At 65.4% G+C, this 23507-nt stretch carries 22 protein-coding genes; 9 read left to right on the top strand and 13 right to left on the bottom strand.

The window, feature by feature from the left end; genetic code table 11:
* The 4 genes from AB0L58_RS22430 to AB0L58_RS22415 all read right to left on the bottom strand — a co-directional run bounded on the left by AB0L58_RS22430 (window position 1) and on the right by AB0L58_RS22415 (window position 3758).
* Window positions 1–1092, bottom strand: coding sequence for an ABC transporter substrate-binding protein (locus AB0L58_RS22430; RefSeq protein WP_364389417.1), 1092 nt, complete (start codon window positions 1090–1092; stop codon window positions 1–3).
* A gap of 78 nt (window positions 1093–1170) precedes the next feature.
* A complete protein-coding gene (locus AB0L58_RS22425) occupies window positions 1171–2064 on the bottom strand; it encodes an ABC transporter permease subunit (RefSeq protein WP_364389416.1) in 894 nt (297 codons plus the stop codon).
* 147 nt (window positions 2065–2211) lie between these two features.
* Window positions 2212–2952 carry an ABC transporter permease subunit gene (locus tag AB0L58_RS22420; RefSeq protein ID WP_364389414.1) on the bottom strand — a complete coding sequence of 247 codons (741 nt, stop codon included), beginning with the start codon at window positions 2950–2952 and terminating at the stop codon, window positions 2212–2214.
* On the bottom strand, window positions 2949–3758 hold the full coding sequence (locus tag AB0L58_RS22415) for an ABC transporter ATP-binding protein (protein ID WP_364389413.1): 810 nt from the start codon (window positions 3756–3758) through the stop codon (window positions 2949–2951). The genes AB0L58_RS22420 and AB0L58_RS22415 overlap by 4 nt, the downstream gene beginning before the upstream one ends.
* 153 nt (window positions 3759–3911) lie before the next feature.
* On the opposite strand from AB0L58_RS22415, the gene AB0L58_RS22410 reads away from it, so the two are divergent.
* Complete coding sequence (locus tag AB0L58_RS22410; RefSeq protein WP_364389609.1) at window positions 3912–4595, top strand: nicotinamide mononucleotide transporter family protein; 684 nt, start codon at window positions 3912–3914, stop codon at window positions 4593–4595.
* A gap of 519 nt (window positions 4596–5114) precedes the next feature.
* Here the strand turns inward: AB0L58_RS22410 and AB0L58_RS22405 are convergent.
* A complete protein-coding gene (locus AB0L58_RS22405) occupies window positions 5115–5906 on the bottom strand; it encodes a DeoR/GlpR family DNA-binding transcription regulator (protein ID WP_364389411.1) in 792 nt (263 codons plus the stop codon).
* A gap of 120 nt (window positions 5907–6026) precedes the next feature.
* Complete coding sequence (locus AB0L58_RS22400) at window positions 6027–6599, bottom strand: helix-turn-helix domain-containing protein (RefSeq protein ID WP_364389409.1); 573 nt, start codon at window positions 6597–6599, stop codon at window positions 6027–6029.
* Window positions 6600–6688: 89 nt separating this feature from the next.
* On the opposite strand from AB0L58_RS22400, the gene AB0L58_RS22395 reads away from it, so the two are divergent.
* Window positions 6689–7837 (top strand): FAD-dependent monooxygenase, encoded by a 1149-nt coding sequence (locus tag AB0L58_RS22395; RefSeq protein ID WP_364389407.1) that lies wholly within the window; start codon window positions 6689–6691, stop codon window positions 7835–7837.
* Window positions 7838–7883: 46 nt separating this feature from the next.
* On the opposite strand, the gene AB0L58_RS22390 is transcribed toward AB0L58_RS22395, so the two are convergent.
* The 4 genes from AB0L58_RS22390 to AB0L58_RS22375 form a co-directional block, all read right to left on the bottom strand.
* Window positions 7884–8537 (bottom strand): TetR/AcrR family transcriptional regulator, encoded by a 654-nt coding sequence (locus tag AB0L58_RS22390; RefSeq protein WP_364389405.1) that lies wholly within the window; start codon window positions 8535–8537, stop codon window positions 7884–7886.
* A gap of 106 nt (window positions 8538–8643) precedes the next feature.
* The gene (locus AB0L58_RS22385) at window positions 8644–9549 is read right to left on the bottom strand and encodes a carbohydrate ABC transporter permease (RefSeq protein ID WP_364389403.1); all 906 of its coding nucleotides are present in this window, start codon (window positions 9547–9549) and stop codon (window positions 8644–8646) included.
* Window positions 9546–10454, bottom strand: coding sequence for a sugar ABC transporter permease (locus AB0L58_RS22380; protein WP_364389402.1), 909 nt, complete (start codon window positions 10452–10454; stop codon window positions 9546–9548). Before AB0L58_RS22380 ends, AB0L58_RS22385 begins: the two co-directional genes overlap by 4 nt.
* A gap of 1 nt (window position 10455) precedes the next feature.
* Window positions 10456–11706, bottom strand: a complete 1251-nt coding sequence (locus AB0L58_RS22375; protein ID WP_364389401.1) for an extracellular solute-binding protein — start codon at window positions 11704–11706, stop codon at window positions 10456–10458.
* 158 nt (window positions 11707–11864) lie between these two features.
* Here AB0L58_RS22375 and AB0L58_RS22370 point away from each other — a divergent pair, with 158 nt between their 5' ends.
* The 6 genes from AB0L58_RS22370 to AB0L58_RS22345 all read left to right on the top strand — a co-directional run bounded on the left by AB0L58_RS22370 (window position 11865) and on the right by AB0L58_RS22345 (window position 18345).
* Window positions 11865–12779 carry a sugar isomerase gene (locus AB0L58_RS22370; RefSeq protein ID WP_364389399.1) on the top strand — a complete coding sequence of 305 codons (915 nt, stop codon included), beginning with the start codon at window positions 11865–11867 and terminating at the stop codon, window positions 12777–12779.
* A gap of 30 nt (window positions 12780–12809) precedes the next feature.
* Window positions 12810–13862 carry an ROK family protein gene (locus AB0L58_RS22365; protein ID WP_364389398.1) on the top strand — a complete coding sequence of 351 codons (1053 nt, stop codon included), beginning with the start codon at window positions 12810–12812 and terminating at the stop codon, window positions 13860–13862.
* 19 nt (window positions 13863–13881) lie between these two features.
* A complete protein-coding gene (locus AB0L58_RS22360; RefSeq protein WP_364389396.1) occupies window positions 13882–15030 on the top strand; it encodes an amidohydrolase family protein in 1149 nt (382 codons plus the stop codon).
* On the top strand, window positions 15027–15977 hold the full coding sequence (locus tag AB0L58_RS22355) for a 1-phosphofructokinase family hexose kinase (protein ID WP_364389395.1): 951 nt from the start codon (window positions 15027–15029) through the stop codon (window positions 15975–15977). Before AB0L58_RS22360 ends, AB0L58_RS22355 begins: the two co-directional genes overlap by 4 nt.
* Entirely contained in the window at window positions 15974–16801 is an 828-nt protein-coding gene (locus tag AB0L58_RS22350; RefSeq protein ID WP_364389394.1) for a class II fructose-bisphosphate aldolase, read from the top strand. Before AB0L58_RS22355 ends, AB0L58_RS22350 begins: the two co-directional genes overlap by 4 nt.
* Before the next feature lie 128 nt (window positions 16802–16929).
* Window positions 16930–18345: a glycosyltransferase 87 family protein gene (locus AB0L58_RS22345; RefSeq protein ID WP_364389393.1), complete on the top strand. Its 1416-nt coding sequence runs from the start codon at window positions 16930–16932 to the stop codon at window positions 18343–18345.
* A gap of 137 nt (window positions 18346–18482) precedes the next feature.
* Here AB0L58_RS22345 and AB0L58_RS22340 read toward each other — a convergent pair whose 3' ends face one another.
* The 3 genes from AB0L58_RS22340 to AB0L58_RS22330 form a co-directional block, all read right to left on the bottom strand.
* A complete protein-coding gene (locus AB0L58_RS22340) occupies window positions 18483–18683 on the bottom strand; it encodes a hypothetical protein (protein WP_364389391.1) in 201 nt (66 codons plus the stop codon).
* A gap of 36 nt (window positions 18684–18719) precedes the next feature.
* Window positions 18720–19958 carry a lipase family protein gene (locus tag AB0L58_RS22335; protein ID WP_364389390.1) on the bottom strand — a complete coding sequence of 413 codons (1239 nt, stop codon included), beginning with the start codon at window positions 19956–19958 and terminating at the stop codon, window positions 18720–18722.
* 254 nt (window positions 19959–20212) lie between these two features.
* Window positions 20213–21724, bottom strand: coding sequence for an ATP-dependent DNA ligase (locus AB0L58_RS22330; protein WP_364389389.1), 1512 nt, complete (start codon window positions 21722–21724; stop codon window positions 20213–20215).
* A 220-nt stretch (window positions 21725–21944) separates the two neighbouring features.
* Here AB0L58_RS22330 and ramB point away from each other — a divergent pair, with 220 nt between their 5' ends.
* On the top strand, window positions 21945–23351 hold the full coding sequence (gene ramB, locus AB0L58_RS22325) for an acetate metabolism transcriptional regulator RamB (protein WP_364389387.1): 1407 nt from the start codon (window positions 21945–21947) through the stop codon (window positions 23349–23351).
* The last annotated feature ends 156 nt before the right edge of the window (window positions 23352–23507 follow it).

Raw genomic sequence — 23507 nt, 5'->3', positions numbered from 1 at the left:
CTACTTCAGGCCCGGATTCTCCGCGTACACCTCACGCAAAACCGAGAGGTCGAACAGCTGGTCGGCCTTGATATCGATCTTGGCAGTGCGCAGCGCGGCGATATTCTGCTCGATCAGCTGATCGGTCATGGTCAGCAAACCATTGGCGGTCGAATCCGCGGAGACGACGAGACCGTTCTGCGCGGTCGCCTCCTGGGTCTGTTCGTTCAGATCGAGCTTCTGATCCTTGCCGTAGACCTCGACCGCGAGCCGGGCCGATTCGGCCGGATTCGCGACCGCATCCTTCCACCCCTTGATCTCGGCGATCAGGAAGGCCTTCAATTTGTCGCGTTCCTTATCGATGGTGGACTGCTTGACCGTCAGGGTCTCCGCCACCAGCGGCAGGTTGTAGTCGGCGAAGAGGAAGTTGGTATTCGCGAATCCCTTGGCGGTCAAGGTGATCGGCTCATTGGTCACATAACTGACCCAGCCGTCGACCTCGCCGTTGGCCAGCGGGGTCGGATCGTATTGCGCGGGCACGATGGTCACATCGCCGGGCTTCATGCCATTGGCGGTCAGCAGTGCGTTGAAGATCAGCTGATTGGTGTCCTGGACGCCGATCTTGCGGCCCTTCATATCCTGCGGGGTCTTGATCGGCTTGGCGGCGGAGCTGACGATACAGAACGGGTTCTTCTGATAGGTGGTCGCGACGATCTTGGCGGGTAGGCCCTCCAGGATCGCGGGCGCGGTGGTCTGCGGAGCAGAGGTGCCCAGCCAGACCTTGCCGGTGTCCAGGCCCGCCTCGACCGAGGTGCTCGCGGCGCCACCGGCGATCAGATTCACCGAACCGAATCCGGCCTCCTTGTAGTAGCCCTTGGAATCGGCGAAGTATTCGCCCGCGAATTCGATGTTCTTCAGCCAGGACAGCTGGATGGCGACGGAACCGTACTTGGATCCGTCCGCCACCGACCCGCCCGACGAGTCTTTCGAATCATCGCCACATGCGGCCAACAGGCTCGCACCGCCCAATGCGGCGCCGGCCAGCGCGGAGTAACGAAGCAGGGATCGCCGGTTCAGGTTCGGCCCGAACGAAGAGCGTTGTACGGGGTTCATGAGCCGAATCTAAAGGGATTGGTGTTTCGATTTCTTTACTTTGGCGTTCCGAGCGTTGATTTGCGAAAAACTAACCGGTCAGCGGCGGCCCGCCTCCGGGCCGAAGCGGGCCAACACCAGATTTTCGATGACGCCGACGATCGCGTACAGCAGCACCGAGACGATGGTCACAATGACGATCGAGGCCCACAGCTTGCTGTATTGAAATGTCGGGATGGCGCGAATCAGACTGGCCCCCAGTCCGGTTCCGCTACCCAGCCATTCACCGAGCAGTGCACCGATCAGCGCCCCGGGCACCGAGATCCGCGCCGCCGCGAATACCGAGGGCAGCGCGGCGGGCACCGCGACCATGCGCAGTCCGGTCCAGCGGGAGCCGCCGTATGCGGCCACCAAATCCATTGCCTGCCGGGGTGCGTTGCGCAATCCGGCCATGATCATGACCAGTGCCGGGAAGAACACCACGATTGCCGCCAGTACCGTCACACCGGCCAGTCCGCGCCCGAATACCAGCACGATGATCGGGGTCAGCGCCACCAGCGGCACCGACCGCAAGAGCATGGCGACCGGCATGAATGTCTGCTCGACCACCGAGAACGAGACGAACAGCGCCGCGACGACAAGCGCCGCCAGCATGCCGACGCCGAAGCCGATCGCCGCGTCGCGCAGGGTGATCTGCAGATCATCGAAGATGGCTTGACGTGCCGTGTGTGCGCCGGCGGAGTCGAACAGGTACTTCCAGATATCGCTCGGCGTCTTGCCTACGCGCGGGCCGACCTGCGGGAAGGCCTTCAGGAAGACGTACCAGATCACCAGCATCAGCAAGAGTGCGGTGCCCAAGGGGAACAGGAAGCGGCCGATCCTGGTCAGCACAGTGAACGTCCCCACGGCGGCACCGCGCTGGGGCCGTGTGCTTTCCACCGCGGGCGCTGTGGGGGCAGTCACGTTGTCCACCGGCCCGAGTTCGTCAGTCATCGCATTCCTCCAAGCGGGCCGCTCGGCGCGCGGTCTCGTCCGGCGCGCACTGTTTTCCCACCGCGCACCTCCTGGCTCGACGCACGCCGACATGTTCCACGCACCCGAATTCATCCGGCGACTGCGGGGCGCTGATTTGTGCGCGGCTCATCGCTGCGCGGTCCACGGGGTGACCAGTCGAGCGACCAGCGCGACAATCGCGTAACCGAGTCCCGCGAGCGCGGCGGCGGCCAGCGCCATCCCCCACGTGCGCGGCACGTTGTACGCGGTCTGTGCGGCGGTCAGCGCGACACCGATGCCGCTGTCCACACCGCCGAGGTACTCCCCGATGATCGCGCCGAGCACCGCCGACGGCGCGGCGATCTTCAACGCCGCGAACAGATTCGGCAGCGCCGCGATCGCCTGCACCCGGTACAACTGCTGCCAGCGACCGCCGCCGTAGGCGCGGATCAAATCCAGACTGGTGACATCGGCCGAGCGCAGTCCGGTGACCGTGCCGACCATGGTGGTGAAGAAGCAGTACATCGCCGCGAGGAATACCGTCGGGGTGCGCCCGCCGAAGACCACCAGGATGATCGGCCCGAGCGCGAGCAGCGGGATGCAGTAGCTGAGGATGGCGAGCTGGGTCGCCAGCGGTTCGATCCATGGGATCAGCACGATCAGGATCGCCAATCCGATGGCCAGCGCGTTGCCCCAGATGAATCCCTTCAGCGCGCCGAGCGCGGTGATCCGGAAGTTGGGGCCGTACAGGTCCCAGCCGTCGGTGTACACGGTGTGCAGCACGGTCCACGGACTCGGGATGGTGCCGCCCGCCACCTCCAGCGCGGCCAGTAGCCACCACACCGCGATCAATCCGAGGACGCCGATCAGGCCGCCGATTCGTTTCATGCGACTCCACCCTTGCCGGACTTTCCGAACAACAGCTCGGAGAGATAGTCGTGCAACTTGTGGAATTCCGGGGTCCGCATCATCTCGGGCGTGCGCGGGCGCGGCAGATCGATCTTCACCAGCTCCAGCACCCGGCCCGGCCGGGGGCTCATCACCGCGACGACATCGGAGAGGAATACTGCCTCCGCGATGCCGTGCGTGACCATCAGGGTGGTCGCGGGCTTCTCGGTCCAGATGCGCAGCAGTTCCAGATTCAGCCGCTGCCTGGTCATATCGTCGAGGGCGCCGAAGGGCTCGTCGAGCAGCAGCACGGTCGGCTTCACGACCAGGGCGCGCGCGATCGAAACACGTTGACGCATACCGCCGGACAGCTGCGCCGGTTTGGCCTTCTCGAAGCCCTCCAGGCCGACCAGTCGGACCAGATCCGCGATCAGCGCCGGATCCGGTGCGATGCCCGCGACCTGCAGCGGCAGTTTGATATTGGATTCCACCGAACGCCACGGCAGCAGCGCCGAATCCTGGAAGGCGATACCGAGTTCGTGGCGGCTGCGCAGTTGGGCGGGGGTCTCACCGTCGATGAGTGTCTTACCCGCGGTCGGTGTCTCCAGCCCGGCCAGGATGCGCAGCACCGTCGATTTACCACAGCCCGATGGTCCGAGCAGGGACAGGAATGCGCCCTGTTCGGTATGCAGCTCGACTTCGTCCAGCGCCTGCACCGTTTTCCGGCCGACCCGGAATGTCTTCGTCAAACCGCTGATGTGGATGCCCGTCCCCCCGATGGGCTCCTCGGTACCGCTCGCCGTCATGACCAAAACACTAGGAGCAGGTCGTTGCACGGATATTGCGAATCGCCACCCCAGATTGCGCAATCGTTACGCGTGCCGTGCCGGCCTTTCGATCCGGGTGCGTCGAATCCGCAGGTTGGGATGAGATATCGACCCGCCCGGGTTACAGCGGTGGTGAACCCACTTTCCGCGCTGCTCGACGCCGAACTGCATATCGCGGGCTCGGAGATCCTCTGGCGCGAGATCATCGGCAATGGCTTCGGTCTGGCTTCCGCGGTCGGCGGTATGCGGCGGCGGGTGTGGGCGTGGCCGGTCGGGATCGGGGGCAATGCGCTGTTGTTCACCGTATTCGTCGGCGGAATCTTCAATACGCCACAGCATTTGAATATGGCCGGACAGGCCGGGCGCCAGCTGATGTTCATCGCGGTCAGCGGATACGGCTGGTGGAGTTGGTACCGGCATGCCCGCGCCGAAACCGGACTAGAACACCGTGGCGTCGCGCCGCGCTGGGCCAGCGGACGGGAACGGCTGGTGCTGGTGGTCGCGATGTCGGCCGGCACGGCGGCATTCGCCGAGCTGTTCGCACTGATCGGCTCCTACGGGCCGTGGGCGGAGGCGTGGATCTTCACCGGATCGGTGCTGGCGACCTACGGGATGGCGCGCGGGCTCGCCGAATTCTGGTTGATCTGGATCGCCGTCGATCTCGTCGGTGTGCCCTTGCTGCTGAAGGCGGGCTACTACCCGTCCGCGACGCTGTATTTGATCTACGCGGGCTTCGTCGCGTGGGGCTTCGCCGTCTGGGTGCGCACCCTGCGCACCTCGTCCGTGGCGGCCGAACCCGCACCGGCACGACCCTAGAAACTTTCTTCGAAACCTCCGATGAATCGGCACCGCGGCGCCGGTACATACCCGCACAACCATCGGAGGAATGCAATGAAGATGACCACCCGACAGCGCTGGGTGCTGGCGCTGACCGCACTGGCGGGCTTGATGATCGTGCTCGACGCACTGGTGGTCACGACGGCGATGCATGCGATCCAGCTCGATCTGCACGCATCGATCGGCGAGCTGGAATGGACGATCAACTTCCAGCCGCAGCAGCGGACCAAGGCACTCGGACTCTTCGCGGCGGCAACCGGATTGGCCCCCCTCGGCGGACCGCTCGTCGGCGGTGCGGTGGTGCAGGGCCTGGCCCGGCAGTGGATCTTCTGGTTGAACCTGCCGATCGGCGCGGTGCTGATCCCGCTGGCGCACACGCGTAGCGGGCAATCCATGCGCGGCGCAATACCATCGACACGCCAGCCTGCCCGGTCATGTGGCGCGTGGCAGGCGAATCCGTGCGCGGCGCAATGCCGTCGACGCGCCAGCCTGCCCGGATCAGACCACGTCGACCCGGACCCCGGCGGCTCGGATTGTCGCCACCGCGGCTGGGTCCGCGTCCGAATCCGTTACCAGCACATCGACCTGGTCGATCCCGCAAATCCGTGCCAATGCGGAGCGCTCCAGCTTGTCGGCGGTGGCGACGACCATTACGTGACCGGAACGTCGCACCATCTCGGTGGTCACCCCGGCCTCGTCGATATGCCGACACTGGGCTCCGCCCTCGGCGGAGATGGCGTTCACTCCGAGAATCAATGCGTCCAAACGCAATTCGGCCAATGCCCGCTCGGCCAGCGGTCCGTGCAGCTCATAGGACTCCCGGCGCGCCACGCCACCCAGCACGATGGTGCGCATATGTGGCCGCAGGACCATTTCGCCCGCGATATTGAGCGCGTTGGTGACGATGGTCAGTGGGTCGCCGGCCGCATTGGCCAGATCGGTTCGTCCGGCCAATGCCCGTGCTACGGCGGTTGTCGTTGTGCCACCGTTCATTCCGATTACCGCGCTTGGTTCGATAAGTCCCGCGGCATGTTCGGCTATCCGCTGCTTCGGCTCATCCGCACCCTGCCGGTAGCGCGCGGGCAGGTCGTAGGCGACCGAAGTCGCGACCACACCGCCGTGCGTTCTGGTCGCCAGCTGCTGTTCGGCGAGTGCGGTGAAGTCGCGGCGCACCGTCGCCGGGGAAACCCCGAGGCGTTCGGCGGCCTGCTCTACCGATAGCCGCCCGGATTCGGCGAGCAATTCCAGCAGTCTGTTCCATCGCTGCGGCCGGTCCACCGGTCCGGTCATCTCACACCTTCCCGGCCAGGCGGGCGACCTGCCGTTTTTCCATGCACGCAAACAATAGGACCACAGGCACGTGCAGACCGTAGAGATTCGGTCGCCGCATTGCCAAGCCGGGCATCCGCATCACCGCGCCCGCAACCCATCGAGCACGATCTCGACCACCCGACGCACCGCCTCCGGATACGATTCACCGGCCCGGGTATATATCTGCAAAGTCATCAGCCCGGCCACCTCCCCTGGTTCGATATCGGCGCGCATGGCACCCGCATGCTGCGCCTGCCTGGTCATCCGCGAGACCAACTCGACAATCCGGCCACGCACCTCGCGCAACCGCGGATCGGCCTGAATCTCGGCATGCAGATTCGGCTCGATCGCCGAGGCCAGGGCCCCGACCCGCCGCTGCGCACATTCGTGCAGAAACCGGGAAAGCGCAGGCCACGCCGCATCTTCCTGTACCAACGCGGTCGCCGCCAATTGCGCGAGATCCGCAAGGTAGGACTGTGCGGTCTCCGCGATCAACGCATCCCGGTCCGGGAAGTGCCGATACAGCGTGCCGACCCCCACACCCGCCCGATCGGCGATCTCTTTCATCGGCACATCGACACCGCGCTCGCGGAAGGTCACCAGGGTCGCGGCAATGATCTGATCCCGATTGCTCCTGGCATCCGCCCTCTTCGGACCGGTCGACGCCCTCACCTCCAAGACTAAGTGGACGAAATCCTTCCGTTTACTGTACCCTTCGGCTAACCGGACGAAATTCGTCCACATAGCCGAAAGGTGTTGCGATGAACAAGACGGTGCTGATCTCGGGCGCGGGCGTCGGCGGCTCGACCCTGGCGTACTGGCTGGCCGACCGTGGCTTCCGGGTCACGGTGGTCGAGCGGGCGAAGGGTCAACGCTCCAGCGGAAATCCGGTCGACGTCAAGGGACCCGCCATCGATGTGGTCGAGCGCATGGGCATCCTGCCGCGGCTGCGCGACGCGAATTCCGCTGTGTCCCAGATGAATTTCGTCGATGCACGCGGCCGCCGCGTCGCTCGGGTCGACCTGAGGGCCTTCCAGGGATCGGCGGGCGACCGCGAAGTCGAGGTCCCCCGGGCCGATCTCGCCGCGATCCTGCTCGACGCGAGCCGCGACACTGCCGAATTCCGCTGGGGCGATACCATTACCGGCCTCACCCAGCACACCGAGGGCGTCGACGTCACCTTCGAATACGCCCGACCCCGACGCTTCGACTTCGTGATCGGCGCCGATGGCCTGCATTCCGCGGTGCGCCGCTTGACCTTCGGCGAGGAATCCGAATTCGTCCGACATATGGGCATCTACATCGCCACCATCCGGATCGACAAACCATTCGGCAGCGAGCGCGAGGTCCTGATCTACAACACTCCGGGACGGGCACTGTCGGTGCACCCGACGAAAGGCGGCGCTCTCGCGGCATTCATGTTCCGACACAAGGGCGTACCCGGTTTCGACCACCGTGCTACCGAACTGCACAAGCGCCTGGTCATCAAGGCCTTCGCCGAGCAGGGCTGGCGGATCCCCGAATTGCTGGACCGCGTCCGCGACACCGACGACCTGTTCTTCGACTCCGTCAGCAAGGGCGAGCTGCCGCGCTGGTCGGACGGACGCATCGCCCTGCTCGGTGACGCCGCCTCCTGCGTTTCACTGTTCGGCGACGGTTCCACCCTCGCGATCGCCGGCGCGTACACGTTGGCGGAGGAACTGGCCGCCGCCCCCGAGGACCACGCGGCCGCGTTCCAGCGCTACGAGACCCGGCACCGGGTCATGGTCGATCCCAAACTCAACGGCGTGGCCGCCGCGGCTGCAATGCTCATTCCGGCGACCAGGGCCGGAATCGTACTGCGCAATACCGCAACTCGTGTCCTGCCCGCAGTCACGGCTATCCGCAATCGGACCCGGCACGTCGCTTGAAGAGGGCTAACCCACGGCGAGCCGCCGATAGCGACGGAATCGCGAATCAGTTCAACGCAAGTCCGGAATTCACGAAATACGCGATCTCCTCGCATATTTCATCCAGTGACACCTCGGCATCGGGATGCGTGGTCCGCACCAACTCCTGGGCCAGTGAATTCACCGCACCGATTACCGCGAGCGCGAACAGATCGAACCGCCGTCTCTTGGTCTCGCCCCGCTCGACGGCCCGCTCCGCCTCGCTGATCAGCAACGATGAGAGTAGACGCCGCTGCTGCCCGCGCCAATCTTCCACCGCCGCACTGACCCCGACCACTTCGACATAGACCACCCGCGCCGACCGCCGATCGGCACAGGTCACCTCCAGGTAGGACCGGAAACCGTCGATGACCCGCGCGGAAAGCGGTTGCCCGGCAGTCTTCGCCATACTGTCCAGCGCCCGCTCGACCGCATGCGCGGTAATGCGGTTCACCAGCGCGATCAATAGTGCCTCGCGACTGCCCATATCCTCGTAGAAACTGCGCGTCGAAACATTCGCGACGGCACACAGCCGTTCGATCGAGGTGGCGGCATAGCCCTGGGTGCCGAATAATTCCAACGCGGCATCGATGAGTCGCGCCTGCCGCTGGGCTACCCGCTCCTGTTTGGACAGCCCGCCGTAACTGCGAGCCTCCTTGGGTTCGTCATCCTGCCGTGCCACGGATTCGATGCTACCGGTCGGAAGCGCCTACCCCACGGTACGGACACAGCCACCCGCGAACACGAAAACGGCGGGGGCACATGGCCACCCGCCGGCTATCGGGCTACTACTTGACGCTGCCCGCGGTAAGCCCCGCGACCAGGCGCTTCTCGATGAACGCGAACAGGATGACCACCGGAACGATGCCCACCGTCGAAATCGCGAAGACGTACTGCCACGCCGTGTCGTACTGCCCGACGAATTTGGTCAGCGCCACCGACAGCGGCTGGTTCTCCGGGGTGGTCAGCACCACCAGGCTCGCCGCGAATTCGTTCCAGCAGGCCACCACCACGAAAATCGTCGCGGTGACGATGCCCGGCCAGACCAGCGGCAGACTCACCCGGACCAGGATCTGCCAGCGACTCAGACCGTCGAGCTGCGCGGCCTCCTCGATCTCCACCGGAATCGCGGCGAAGAAGCTGTGCAGGATCCACACTGCGAACGAGAGGTTGAATGCGGCGTTCACCAGGATCATGGCCAGCCAGGTGTCATTGATGCCGAGGGTGAAGAACTGCCGGATCAGGCCGGTAACCAATACCGTCGGCTGCAACATCTGGGTCACCAGCACCAGCGCGAGGAATAGCGCACGTCCAGGAAACTTGTGCCGCGCCGTGTAATACGCGGCCGGTATGGCCACGCAGAGCACCAACAAGGTGGCGCAGGCCGAGATGACTATCGTGCTCACCAGGTTGTATGGCAGCGGCGTCTCCGGCGTGTCCCACATGGTCGCGTAGTTGTCCGGATGCCAGGTGTCGGGCAGATAGGTCGGCGGAATGCGCAGGATTTCGGCGCGGCTCTTCAGCGAACCGAGCACCATCACCACGAACGGGGTCAGGAAGATGACGGCGAGCACCACGCCCACCGCGGTGAGTTCCCAACGCCGGCGCCGAGTTCGCCCGGTCGGCACCTCGGCAATCGTGGTGTCCGGCGGGAGTTCCACACCCTCGATGTGAATATCGGCCTGTGTTGTCATGCGTCCACCTGCTGGGTCGGCTTGATGACCTTCACGTAGATCGCGATGATGACCACGATCAGCGCGAAGTTCAGCACGCTCATGGCGGCGGCGGTATCGAGCTGTTGATTCTGCCGAATCAGCTTGAACGTCAATGTCGTTGTCGTATCCGCACCGAAGCCCGCGATACTGCCGGTGATCACCTGCAGAATGGGCAGCGAATTGAACACATTGATGATGTTGATGATCGTGGCCACGGCGATCGCTGGACGCAGTTGCGGCAGCGTGAGATACCGATAGCGCTGCCACGCACTGGCGCCGTCCACCCGGCCCGCCTCATCGATCTCGGCCGGAATGGATTGCAGCCCGGCCAGAATCGTGTATGTGGTGAACGGGATCGAGACGAAAACCGCGACGCCGATCGCCACCAGGAATGCGGGGGTCGGCTGTTTGGTGAAACCGTAACCCCGATCCAGCAGCCCGATATCGACCAGGAACCGGTTGGCGATGCCGACATCGGGATCGAGCATGTAATAGAAGATGGTCGTCGTCATCACGACCGACGCCGCCCACGGCACCAGAATCGCCATGCGCACCGCGGTGCGTCCCGGAAAATCCTTGTTGAGGAACTGCGCGAGCCCCGCCGAGAGCACCAGGGTGATCAGCACGACACTGACCACCCAGACCACGGTATGCACCAATACCGATCCCAATTCGTTGATGTCGAATAGGTTTCGGTAATTGGCCAGTCCGGCGGGACCGCGGTCCTGGCCGTAGGCGCTCAGGTCCCGGGTGCTGGTCCAGACCATATAGCCGACCGGGAACGCGACAATGGCCGCGATCAGCACCAGGGACGGTCCGATCCAGGGGACGGCCCGCAGTGTCGAATTCTTCCCCGCTAGTACCCGGGTACCTGTGCGCTCCACGCTATTTCGCTGCTTCCTGTATCCGCTGCAACACCTGAGCCGGGTCCGCACCCTGCGCGATGGTGCCCATCTGCTGATGCATGGCGCCCTGCACCGCGGCCCATTTCGGGTTATTGCTCGGGTAGAACTTGGCCACCGGCAGGGTCGACGCGAAGGCCTTGGTCACCGGGTCGTCGGCGAGCACCGTGGTGGCACTGCTCGTGATCGGGATGAAGTGCTCGTTCTTGACGAAGTTCGAGTACACATTCGCCGAGTAGAAGAAGTCGAGGAACTTCTTGATCGTGTCCGCCTTCTTGCCGTCCTTCTTGAAGGCCATCAGGTGATCGGCCACGCCCAGCGTGACGGGCGTACCGTCCTTGGTCGGCGTGGGCGCGGTGGCGTACTTCAGCCCCGGATTCTTATCGGCGATCTGGGCGATGGTGGGCGGCAGGCCCGCGATCATCCCGATCTTGCCCTGGATGAAGGAATTGATGACATCCTTGCGGTTGGTCGCACCGGGATTCGGCTGGGTGACACCGGCATCGAAAATCTCCCGCATGGCCTTGACCCCCTCCAGGTTCTGCGGGGTATCCACGGTGATCTTGTCGCCATCGGACCAGTTGCCGCCCGCGCCGAAGGTCCACAGCGACGTCTCGGCCTGGGATTCCTCACTACCCAGCGGCAGACCGTAGCCGGAGACACCGCCGCCGAGCGCCTGGATCTTCTTGGCGGCGTCGGTCAGCTCGGCCCAGGTCTTCGGCGGCGTGGTCACCCCGGCCTTCTCGAAGAGGTCGGTGTTGTAGAACAGCGTGCGGGTGGAGGCGAACAGCGGCATCGCGTACTGCGTGCCGTTGAGCGAGGCGTTCTTGGCGAAGCCGGGCTGCACATCCGACAGCACATTCGGGGAGACGACCTCGGACACCGGATAGAGCATGCCGTCACCGGCGAAGCTGGCGTAGGCGTCGATATTCAGCAGGTCCGGGGTGGTGGACTCGGACTGCAGCTTGGTCTTCACCACATCGTTGATCGACTCCCAGGACTCCATCTGCAGGTTGACCTGGTAGCCCGGGTTCTGCTTCTGGAAGTCGTCGATGATGCGGTCCCACAGCGCCTTCGTGCCATTGGCACCGTCGCTGTAGGTGGGAGCCAGGAAGTTGATCGTCGTATCGGAGTCGGCCGAATTCTTGGAGCCGAAACCACAGGACGAGACGGCGAGCGCGAGGCCGGTCGCCAACGCGATCCCCGCGAGTACGCCGTGGAGGGGTCTTTTCACGAGCAGAACCTTTCAAATTTTCACTCCGGGCGCTACCGCACCGCCGATGATGGAGCGAACGAATCGACTGCCCAAAAGATTAGACCCAATTGTGATCAGATGTGACTGATTTGATCGTAAATTTGACATGAACGATCACATGGGTTGATTCTGTTGGTGTGCCGATCTCCGCTCACCCCACCCCCGTGACTCATCTGGCCGCCGAAGTCGCCACCCAGCCGGACGACTGGGTGCGCGCCGAGACCACCGCCGCCGAATACCGCGCCGTACTGCCCCAACCGGGCGAGCGCGTCGCCGTCATCGGATGCGGCACTTCCCTGTTCATGTCCCGTGCCATCGCATCGCTGCGCGAGGGCTCGGGGCAGGGCATAACCGACGCCTGGCCGGCCAGCGAGGTCCGCGCCGGTCGCGATTACGACCGCTACCTGGTCATCTGCCGCTCCGGCACCACCACCGAAGTGGTCGATGCCATGCGCGCGATTCCGGCGCACATCCCGCGCACCGTCATCTGCAGCAGTCCGGGCACCCCGGTGCTCGACCTCGGCGATCCGATCCTGATCGACGAGGTCGACGAGCAGTCGGTGGTGCAGACCCGCTTCGCCACCACCGCGCTGGCGATCCTGCGCTGGCATCTGGGCGCGGATCTGCGTCCGGCCATCGAGCAGACCAGGGCAATACTCGCCGAAGATCCGGCGACGGCACTCGCCGCCGTGCGGCGGGCCGAGCAGATCAGCTTCGTCGGGATGGGTTTCGCGGCCGCGATCGCCGAGGAGGCGGGCCTCAAGCTGCGCGAATCCTGCCAATCCTGGACCGAGGCGTATCTGCAGACCGAATACCGGCACGGCCCGATCAGCATCTCCACCCCCGGCCGCGCCGTCTGGGCCTTCGGACCGCTGGTCCCCCATTTCGCCGCCGATGTGGCCGTCACCGGCGCCCACTTCGAACACCGCGAGATCGACCCGATGGCCGATCTGGTCCGCGTGCATCAGCTCTGTGTGCTGCGCGCCGCCGACCAAGGACTCGACCCGGACCATCCACGCAATCTGAACCGTTCCGTCGTCTTGGATCGGTGAGCGGTCGCTACCAGGAACTACTGTGCCGATATGGGAACGGAACAGCCCCCGACCACCGTGCACCGCGACGATCTCGCGGACCGCACGGGTTCGGTGACTTCGGCGATGCCGGACGCCGCGGCAGCGCCGGGACCGGTCGCGGAACAGCCACGACCGGTCACGGCGTTGACCGACGATCTGCTGGTGCTCGGCCTCGATGTCGGCGGCACCACGATGAAGGGCGAGGTCACCGATGCCGCGGGCACCGTGCTCGCCTCGGGTGTGGTGGCCACACCGCAGGGCGAGGCGGCCTTCGAAACCATGGGGGCACTCGGCGATCAACTGCTCGCCGAGTTGACCGATGACCAGCGCGATCGCGTCGCGCGCGCGGCGGTGCTGCTGCCGGGCATTGTCGATCCGGTCCGTTCGATCGCGGTATTCAGCAGCAATGTCGGTTGGCGCGATGTGCACATCGGCGATCGGTTCACCGGTCGCTGGGGTATGCCGGTGCTGATCGAACACGATGTCGCGGTGGCGGGCTGGGCCGAATGGCGTTTCGGCGCCGGGCGCGGCCACGACGACGTCTGCGTGGTCATTCTGGGCACCGGCATCAGCGGCACCCTTTCCGTCGGTGGTCGTCTGATGCGCAGCGCCTATGGGCAGACCGGCGAATACGGGCACATCCCGGTTCGGCACGCGGACGGATTGCGCTGTCCCTGCGGCAATATCGGCTGTGTGGAGACCGTGGCATCGGGCGCGTCCATCGCCCGCGCCTACGCGAAGCGTACCGGACACGAAACAGCCAGCGCGGCAGATGTCTTCGCGATTATCGACCACGATTCGGATGCCAAAGCCGTTGTCGACGAAGCGATCAGCGCACTCGCCGACGGCCTGCTCGGCCTCATCCACGCGGCCTGCCCCGAACTGATCATTCTGGGCGGCGGCCTGGCCGGGGCCGGGCCCGCGCTCACCGAACCACTGCACCACACCATTGCCGAACGCCTGCGCGTGGTGCCCGCACCGCGGGTGGTGCTCGGCGAATTCGGCGCCCGCGCGGGGCTCATGGGCGCGGCCCTGTTCGCGAGACAGGGCACCCTCGTATGACTCGCGCCGGGATGTTCGCATGAGTTCCGAGGTACGCGGGCGGATCGTATCGGCGACATCGAACTTCGACGACGGTGTCGTTTCCATCCGCGCGGACCGGATCGATCGGGTGCTATCACTGGCGGACTGGGTTGCCGCACATCCGGATTCGACCGTGCCGCCATTCTCCGGCACCGTACTGCCCGGCCTCGTCGATATTCACAACCACGGCGGATTCGGCCACCGGTTCGACACCGTCGACGGTGCCGAGGCGCGCGCGGCCGCCGAGTTCCATCACACGCACGGCTCCACCACCGTGCTGGCCAGCGTGGTCACCGGCACCGCGACCGATATGGTCGCGCAGGTCGCGACGCTGCGAGCCTTGGCGGCGGACGGCACCATCGGCGGAATCCACGTCGAGGGACCGTTCCTGGCCGCGGCCCGGTGTGGTGCACAGGATCCCCGATTCCTGCGCGATCCCGATCTCGAGCTGACCGAACGCCTGCTCGCCGCCGCCGACGGGCAGCTGCGGGTGATGACGCTCGCCCCGGAGCTGCCGGGATTCGACAAGGTCGCCCAACGGCTTTCCGACAGCGGTGTAGTGGTTTCGCTCGGCCACAGCGATACCGACTTCACCCGGTTCCGACAGGCCATGCGACCCAATGGATTCGGCGGCCTGGTCACGCACTTGGCGAATGGCATGCCGCCATTGCACCACCGGAGGCCCGGTCCGGTGGCCGCCGCGCTCGTCGCCGCGGCGCAACGTCAGGTCGTCGTCGAGCTGATCGGCGACGGGGTGCACGTCGACTCCGGCTTCGGCGCATTGGTTTTCGCGGCCGCGCCCGGACAGGTCGCGCTGATCACCGATGCGATGCAGGCCGCGGGCATGCCCGACGGCGAATATCAGCTCGGTCCGCAGGTCGTCCACGTCGCCGATGGCGTGGCCCGGATAGCCAATGGGTCCATCGCGGGCGGCACCGCCCACCTGCTGCGCTGTCTGACCTGGGCGGTCCGAACATGCGGTATGCCGTTGCGCGAGGCGGTGCTCGCCGCCACTTCGGTACCGGCCACGGCGGCGGGACTGGCTGATGTGGGCGATCTCAGGACCGACCATTTCGCCGACCTGCTGATAGTCGATGACAATCTACAGTTGCGCCGGGTGCTCAGACGTGGACAGTTGTTGACGTGATCCTCACCGTGACAATGAATCCCGCCTACGACATGACCTACCGGGTAGAGCATTTCGAGCGCGGCCAGGCCCATCGGGTCCGTTCGGTCGAGCAGCGCATCGGCGGCAAGGGCATCAATGTGACGCGGGTGCTCAATCAGCTCGGCAAGTACGCCAGGGCAACGGGCTTCTCCGACCACGCCTTCGCGGCCGCCGCAGAGCTGGAGATGCCCGTCGACTTCGTGCACGCACTGCCCTGGGTCCGGCGTACGGTGGTGATCAGCGAATCCGGCGACGGCACCGCGACGGCACTGTGGGAGCCGGGCGCCCGGGTTTCGAATCCACATGCCGCCGAACAACTCTCGGTCCGGGTATCCGGCATGCTGCCGGATATCAATGGCCTGGTCATCTCCGGATCACTGCCCGGCGGCATCCCGCACGGCCTGCCCGCCGAAATCGCGCGAACCGCGATCGCCGCCGGTGTCCCGACCATCTGCGATGTCGACGGCGAGTCATTGCGGCTGGCCGCCCAGGTCCCCGGCATCGTGTTGATGCCGAATACCGAAGAGCTGGAACGTCTCACCGGACGCGTCCCGGTGACCCCGGACGAAGTCGCCACGGCCGCACGGCCGCTCATCGAACGCGGGGTGCGCGCCGTCATCGCCACCCGCGGCGCCGAAGGCATGGTCGTGGTCACCGCCGAGGGGGCATGGGCGGCGGCGCTACCCGAACCGCTCGCCGGAAATCCCACCGGCGCCGGCGATTCCGCGACCGCCGCTGTGATCGCGGCACTGTCGGATTCGGCCGGCACCCCGGACTGGCCCGCGGTCCTGGTCGACGCCGTCGCCACCTCCGCCGCCGCGGTTGTCATACCGGTCGCCGGTGAAATCGACCGTCGCGTGCGCACCCAGATCGCACCCACGGTGATCATCGAACGACTATCCACCCCGCAGGAGACCTCCCCATGACCTCGCGACCCGTCGCGGATCTGATCGCGACCGCCCGCCAGGGCGGTCTCGGCGCCTTCAATGTGATCACCATCGAACATGCCGAGGCCATCGCCGAGGCTGCCGAGGCGGCGAAACGGCCCGTGCTGCTCCAACTTTCGGAGAATACCGTGCGCTACCACGGCGATCCGGCCCCGATCGCCCTGGCCTGCTTGCGCATTGCCGCGGACAGCGACGCCGATATCGCCGTGCACCTGGACCATGCCACTTCGTTCGAACTCATCCGCACCGCGGTCGACCTCGGCATCGGCTCGGTCATGTACGACGGCTCCACCCTCGACTACGCCGAAAATGTCTCCGCCACTGCCGATATCGTCCGCTGGTGCCACGACCGCGAGGTCTTCGTCGAGGCCGAACTCGGCGAGGTCGGCGGTAAGGACGGTGCCCACACTCCCGGCGTCCGCACCGATCCGGACGAGGCCGTGGAATTCGTCGCGGCGACCGGCGTGGACGCGCTTGCCGTCGCGGTCGGCTCCTCGCACGCTATGCAAACGCGCACAGCCGAACTCGATAACGACCTGATTGCTCGGCTGGCCGCGAAGGTTCCGGTCCCCCTCGTGCTACACGGCTCCTCCGGCGTATCCGACGCGGGTCTGCGCGCCGCCGTCGAGCACGGCATGACCAAAATCAATATCGCCACCCGACTGAATGTCGTTGCTACCGAAGCGATCCGGACCGCACTCGCGGACAGCCCCACCATTGCCGATCCACGCAGGTACCTACGGCCCGCACGGGACGCGATCCGGTCCGAGGTCGAACATCTGCTGCGGGTGCTCGCCGGGTAGTTCGCACCAGTCCGGGGAAAGTATGGGCAGCCAACAGCGGCCAGCGATGATAGGCTGAATTGCTTTTAGTTTAGCTAAGGATTTGCTGTCCGTTCGAGCTGTATGACCTGATGAAGGAAAACAACTCCATGGCTGTCATCCTGCAATCAGGAGAACAGCGCGCTGTCGGTGTGGGGACGCCGCCCAAGGTCTCGCACAAATTCACGCTCAGTGCCGCGATCGTATTCACCTCCCTGTCCATCGGCGCCTGGCTGCTATTTCTGCGGCCCAACTGGCAGATGTACTGGCACCAGGTCGATCTCCAGGTCTATATGTGGGGCGGTACGGCCGCGGCGACCAATCCCGCGTTGTTGTACGACGGCCGCGGACCGCTCGGCCTGCCCTTCCTCTATCCGGTCTTCGCCGCGTGGATCTGTGCCGAACTGTCGAGATTCCCGATCAACTACATCGGTACCGGTGTCACGGTGCTCACCATGGCGTCGCTGTTCGTAAGCGTCTGGAGCGCCGCCAGACTCCAGCAACTGCGCCGCGGCACCGGTTTGCTGGCAATGAGCATCGCGGTCACCGGCGCCGCGATCTGGTTGGAGCCGGTCCAGCAGACCTTCCGTTTCGGTCAGCTCAGCGCGATCCTCATGGCCTTGGTGCTGGCGGATCTCGCCATGCCGAAGGAGAGCCGATATCGGGGCATCCTCATCGGCATCGCGACCGGACTGAAACTGACCCCCGCGGTCTTCATCGTCTACCTGCTCATCACCCGCCAGTTCCGGGCCGCCGCAACGGCCGCCGCGACCTTCGGTGCCACGGTCGCGATCGGCTTCTGGTACCGGCCGACCCAGGCGCTGCAGTTCTGGACCACGACTACGACCTCGCAGAACCGCATCGGCTTCGCCTATGTGCAGAATCAGTCGATCAACGGCATGTTCGGCCGCCTGGAATGGACGACCTGGAACGACACCACCTCCTCGTTCGTCTGCGCCGGACTGCTCGGACTGGCCGGGATGGCGGCGGCGCGGATCGCCTACCTGCGCGGTGACGAATTGCTGGGCGCACTGCTCGCGGCCACGGTAATGCTGCTGGTCTCGCCGATTTCCTGGACCCATTACTGGGTGTGGATCGCACCGGCACTGCTGTGGTCGATCCATGTGCTGCGCCACCGTCCGCTCGCCGTCCGGATCGCCGTCCCCACGCTCATCTACCTGTTCGTATTCGCATGGCCGCTGCGGGCCGACCGGTTCGGCGCATGGGATCCGGATCTGCCACTGTTGCCGCAGGGGCTGATCTGGCAGGTACCGCAGACCGAGGGCCGGGAATTCCGTTGGACGCTATGGCAATTCCTACTCGGCGATTCATACACCCTGCTCGCCACCGCCGCGCTCATCGCCGCGATCGTCTGGCTGATTCCGCTCCGACCGGACCTCGCGCAGCTGCCCGATGAGGGAGTTGCAGACCGGCGGCGCGAGCGAGGGGTGGGCGCCGCCGGTCGGCGGGTAGACGGTCCGAGCAGTGAACCGCCGGAGTCGAGCGAATTGGAAGCCGTAGGGTAGGCGCCTTTTCACTGGGCGCCGCTTCGTTCGCCGACACCGATCATCCTGCTCCGATCACCTCGAGAATGCTGACAATCCAGCTGTGAATCGTCTGGGAACAGCTCGGTGGGCGCTAACGATCGATGGATGGGCCCGCCTCATTCGCCGAACAGATGAAGACCGAATCCAGCGGCCAGAAATGCCTTCGCGATGTAAAGAATTCCGGTAACAACCGCGGCGACGATCAGCGCGAAGCAGGCGTACGCGCCAGCCAGTGCCCGGTAATTGCGTTGGGCGACACCGTCTTGCGCGGACCCGGTGTCGGCGACCGACACGGCCGATTGCCATGCGGTTGCCACCGATCGGGACGCCTTCCGATCAGCTCACTCGGGCCACTACCCGACGACCTTCGTGCAGCCGACCGGTGCGGGTGCGCCCGTGAAGCGTGCATCGATCCAGGAATCGGCGACCGAAACTCCGGTTTCGGCAACGATGACATGCTCGCCGGGGTGGGCCTCGAAGCGCACCGGGACCCCCAACCGGCACCAGTCGTCGTAGAGGCGTTCGGCGCCGGCGAATGGCACCCATACCTCGTTGATGCCGTGGTACAGCAGGACCGGCACCCGCGGCGCGGCGGCACCCAGGCGGTTATCGGCCAGGATGTCCCTGATCATCGGCAGCTGCGTCGGCTGGGGTACGTCGGTGAGCGTTTCCGCCGGGATAGGCGCGATCGCACCGAGCAGCGCCGCGTCCAGAAAGCAGAAGTCCTTCGCGAATTGCGATAGCCGCCAACCGTTGTCATTGAACAGCGCCATGATTTCCGGGTACTCCCTGGCCAGACCGAGGGTTGCGGCCAGGAATACGCCGGAGGCGGCATTCGCGCCGTTCATCGTATTGATCAGCATGCCGAAGTCGGCGGGCACGCCACCGACCACCGCACCGACAAGGTTCAGTTCCTGCGCGTATTCCGGTGCCAGTTGCGCCGCCCAGCCCGAGGCGATGGCGCCGCCGGAGTATCCGGAGACGACTGTGGGCGCATCGGGCGACAGACCCAGCTCGGGTGTGCGCACGGCGGCGCGTATCGAGTCCAGTACGGCATGTCCGGCCATGCGACCGGCCGCGTAAGCCTGTCGCGGACCCTGGTGATCGGGCACGATCACCGCATAGTTCTTCGAAAGCGGCAACTGCATCGAGCGGAGACCGGCCGATGCACCTGTCTTGAGGTACTGCGACGGCGCACAGATATTGCCGAGTGAATCGATGGGCATGTTGTAAGCGACGAGGGGTCGGGGACCCGAACCTTGCCACGGTGCGAAGGGCACGAGCAGGGTGGCGACCACCGGCACCGGGTGGCCTTTGGCATCGGTCGATCGGATCAGCAATTCGGTGGCGGTGACCGGCGTCGGATTCAGCCCGACATCGATGGCACGGGCCGCGAGCACCGTGCCGGGATCCAGCTGCTCGAAATCCGGTGGCGGCGTATAGAAGAGGTCGTCGAGCGGCGTCGGCATGACGGAGGCGGGGTCATGCGTGGGGTGCAGGAGATCGGCGGGCGGATTCGGTTCCGCCGCGGCGATTCCCGGCATCGCTATCCCGACCGCCGCCACCCCGACACAGGTCACCGCACCGAACACCGCCGCCTTCCGTATCGGTCGACCGATAGCCGACCACGCTCCCATCCATCGTTTTCGTGCCGCACCGAGCAACGCCGAGTCCCCGTTTCCGCGCGTGTACCGGACCGAATCGGAGTCAGTCTGGCCCATGAGGCGGACAAGTACCGGGAACAGACCCGCGCGGTCCAGATAACGATTCGGCTGCCCTCCTCGCCGAGCTGATCCAGCTGAGGGGGCGATCAGGTCAGGCAGCAGCGCCGGAGCGGACCGATCGATTACGGCAGGAGTGCGCGGACCGTTTCGATGGTGTCGGCATCGGCGGCGGACTTGTCCGGTCGATAGCGCACGACGCGGGCGAAGCGCAACGCCACACCGCCCGGATAGCGCGGGCTGACCTGGACGCCGTCGAGGGCGATTTCGACGACGAGTTCGGGCCAGAGGTAGACGGTGTATTCGTCGCGAGTGCGTTCGTGCCGCGGGAATTCGGCGGTCTGCCACTGCAGCAATGCATCGGTGAGGCCCTTGAAGGTCTTGCCGACCATGACCGGTTCACCGGTTTCGGCATCGCGCGCACCGAGATGCAGATTCGACAGATATCCGGTGCGGCGGCCATAGCCCCATTCGGCACCGAGCACCAGCAGATCGAGGGTGTGCGTCGGCTTGATCTTCTGCCAGGACCGGCCGCGGCGGCCCGCGGCATACGGCGCGGTCAACGCCTTGACCATGACGCCCTCGTGCCCGGCGGCCAGCGCACCGTCGAAGTACTCCGCGGCCGCCTCGGCATCGGGGCGGATCAGGGCCGGGATGCTGTGCGCGGCCGCCACCTCGGTCAGCGCCGTGCGGCGCTCATACAGCGGGGCGTCGAGCAGATCCACCCCGTTCAGGTGCAGACAGTCGAAGAAGTACGGGTGCAACAGCAATTCCCTGGTCGAGCTGACCTCGGCGAACCGGCTCATCGTCTCCTGGAACGGACGCGGCCGTCCGGAATCGGTGAGCGCCAACGTTTCTCCGTCCAGCACCACACTCGTGCAGTCGAGCCGGGCGACCAGGTCGACCAGTTCGGGCACGCCGGCGGTGATATCGCGCAGCGTCCTGGTGAACACCCAGACCCGCGAACCGTCGCGGTGCACCTGGATGCGCGCGCCGTCCAGCTTGTGTTCGACGCTCACTTCGACACCGAATTCGGCCATCGCCTCATCCAGGGTCGCGCCGGGCGAGGCGAGCATGGGTTGGATAGGACGGCCGACCTCGAGCCGGAATTCGCTCAGCGCCTCGGCCCCACCGGTCAGGGCCGCGACAGCGGTGACCGGCAACTGCCCGGAGAGCATGTACGCCCGCCGGACCAATTCGATCGGCACCGCCGCGGCCACCGCGACCGCCTCGGCGACGATCGCGGTGAGTGCGCCCTGACGCAACTCACCACCGAGCAGACGCATCAGGAAGGCCTGCTGATCGGCGGTGGCGGCGGTCCACAACCCCCGCAGCAATTCCTTGCGCCGGTTCGTCGAGCCGGGGCCGGAAGTGGTGGCCAGTTCGCTCAGCGTGTGGTCGACCGACGAAACCGTCAGCGTCCCAAGCTCACTCGGCTCGCAGTCGAGGTTTGTCAGCGTGCGCCAACCGGTGCCGATACGCCCCTGCCGCAGTTCACCGGAGAGCCAGGCCACCACCGGTGCCAGCTCATCCGGGGCGGCCGCGGACAACAGTGCGGCCAGGGTCGCGATCTTCGTCTTACGAGACCGGGTCGCACGGACGGTCTCCGAGGCCTGCACGACATCCGAGAACAACATCAGTCGACGGTAACCCAGGGGGATGATAACGAGGCGAAGCCGACGGGGTGGGTGAACACAGGGGGATGGTAAGGAGGCGAAGCCGACGGGGTGGGTGAACACACGGGGATGGTAAGGAGGCGAAGCCGACGGGGGGTGAACACAGCCTTGTGACATATCGCTCCGCTCCGCTGCTAATTACCCATTGGCAAGGGTGCGAATCCACCCATAAACTGGACGCATGGCCAAGACTTACGTCGGGGCGCGGCTTCGTCAGCTGCGGACCGAACGAGGGCTGAGCCAGGTCTCACTCGCCCAGAAGCTGGAGATCTCGGCGAGTTACCTCAACCAGATCGAACACGATGTGCGCCCGCTCACCGTACCGGTACTGCTGCGCATCAGTGAAGTATTCGGCGTCGACGCAACCTTTTTCTCCTCCCAGGACGACACCCGGCTCATCGCCGAACTCCAGGAGGTCGTGATGGATCAGGAACTCGGGATCGAGGCCGATACCCAGGAGATCGCGGATATGGTCTCCGCACATCCCAGCATGGCGCGCGCGCTGGTCAATATGCACAACCGGTACCGCAATACCTCCGCACAGCTGGCCGCCGCCACCGAGGACCGCTTCGCCGACGGCTCCGGCAGCGCGACGATCAGCAAACCCCACGAGGAGGTGCGCGACTTCTTCTACCAGCGGCAGAACTACATCCACGAATTGGACACCGCCGCAGAGGAACTCACCGCCCGCATCCGCTTCCACGGCGGCGATGTGAACAGCGAGATCGCCCGCCTGCTGCGCGCACACGATGTGCACATTATCGAGCGCATCGATCTCGGCGAGGGGGTATTGCACCGCTACGACCCGCAGACCCAGCGGCTAGAGATCGCGCCGCATCTGTCCGGTGGCCAGCGCACCTTCAAACTCGCCGCCGAACTGGCTTACTTCGAATGCGGTGATCTGCTCGAAAAGCTGGTGGAAGAGGGCAATTTCGCCGCCGAGGACACCCGCAAACTGGCCATGCTCGGCCTCGCCAACTACTTCGCCGCGGCAACCGTATTGCCCTACACGCACTTTCACGAGGTCGCCGAGGACTTCCGCTACGACATCGAGCGGCTCTCGGCCTTCTTCACCCAGAGTTACGAAACGATCTGCCACCGCCTCTCGACGCTGCAGCGGCCCAAGCTGCGCGGGGTTCCGTTCTCCTTTGTGCGCGTGGACCGCGCCGGAAATATGTCGAAACGTCAGTCCGCCACCGGTTTCCACTTCTCCTCTAGCGGTGGCACCTGCCCGCTGTGGAATGTCTATGAAACCTTCGCCTATCCGGGCAAGATCATGACGCAGATCGCCCAGATGCCCGACGGTCGCAAATACCTCTGGGTCGCCCGCACCGTGGAACGCCGCGCGACCCGATATGGCCAGGCCAGCAAGACCTTCGCGATCGGGCTCGGCTGCGAACTGCGGCATGCGGGTCGCGTCGTCTACGCCGACGGCATCGATCTCGACGTGGCGACGGCCACGCCGATCGGTGCGGGCTGCCGGGTCTGTGAACGCGCCAATTGCCCGCAGCGCGCATTTCCGCCGCTGGGCAAGGTGCTCGATATCAGCGAACATCGAAGTTCGGTATCGCCCTACGTGCTCAAGTGAGATGGCATAGCGCCCGCCGCCCGGAACCCTCGTGGTCCGCATGGCGGAGGCGCCACGCATTGTTCGCGACATCTGTGTGCGTCCGCTGAAACTTCGATGCGTCGGCGCCGCCCGGAACGCACCGGGCCGACATCGGCGAATTCCGATATCGGCCTC

The sequence above is a fragment of the Nocardia sp. NPDC052112 genome (assembly GCF_040680135.1).
Classification (GTDB): Bacteria; Actinomycetota; Actinomycetes; order Mycobacteriales; family Mycobacteriaceae; genus Nocardia.
This window is presented reverse-complemented; position numbering and strand designations above follow the sequence as displayed.

Bases quoted from the DNA above. Each gene is read 5' to 3' on its own strand.
- AB0L58_RS22350 (WP_364389394.1), top strand. From the start codon at position 15,974: ATGACCTCGCGACCCGTCGCGGATCTGATCGCGACCGCCCGCCAGGGC.
- AB0L58_RS22360 (WP_364389396.1), top strand. From the start codon at position 13,882: ATGAGTTCCGAGGTACGCGGGCGGATCGTATCGGCGACATCGAACTTC.
- AB0L58_RS22330 (WP_364389389.1), bottom strand. From the start codon at position 21,724: ATGTTGTTCTCGGATGTCGTGCAGGCCTCGGAGACCGTCCGTGCGACC.
- ramB (WP_364389387.1), top strand. From the start codon at position 21,945: ATGGCCAAGACTTACGTCGGGGCGCGGCTTCGTCAGCTGCGGACCGAA.
- AB0L58_RS22345 (WP_364389393.1), top strand. From the start codon at position 16,930: ATGGCTGTCATCCTGCAATCAGGAGAACAGCGCGCTGTCGGTGTGGGG.
- AB0L58_RS22430 (WP_364389417.1), bottom strand. From the start codon at position 1,092: ATGAACCCCGTACAACGCTCTTCGTTCGGGCCGAACCTGAACCGGCGA.
- AB0L58_RS22405 (WP_364389411.1), bottom strand. From the start codon at position 5,906: ATGACCGGACCGGTGGACCGGCCGCAGCGATGGAACAGACTGCTGGAA.
- AB0L58_RS22365 (WP_364389398.1), top strand. From the start codon at position 12,810: ATGGGAACGGAACAGCCCCCGACCACCGTGCACCGCGACGATCTCGCG.
- AB0L58_RS22415 (WP_364389413.1), bottom strand. From the start codon at position 3,758: ATGACGGCGAGCGGTACCGAGGAGCCCATCGGGGGGACGGGCATCCAC.
- AB0L58_RS22420 (WP_364389414.1), bottom strand. From the start codon at position 2,952: ATGAAACGAATCGGCGGCCTGATCGGCGTCCTCGGATTGATCGCGGTG.
- AB0L58_RS22425 (WP_364389416.1), bottom strand. From the start codon at position 2,064: ATGACTGACGAACTCGGGCCGGTGGACAACGTGACTGCCCCCACAGCG.
- AB0L58_RS22395 (WP_364389407.1), top strand. From the start codon at position 6,689: ATGAACAAGACGGTGCTGATCTCGGGCGCGGGCGTCGGCGGCTCGACC.
- AB0L58_RS22385 (WP_364389403.1), bottom strand. From the start codon at position 9,549: ATGACAACACAGGCCGATATTCACATCGAGGGTGTGGAACTCCCGCCG.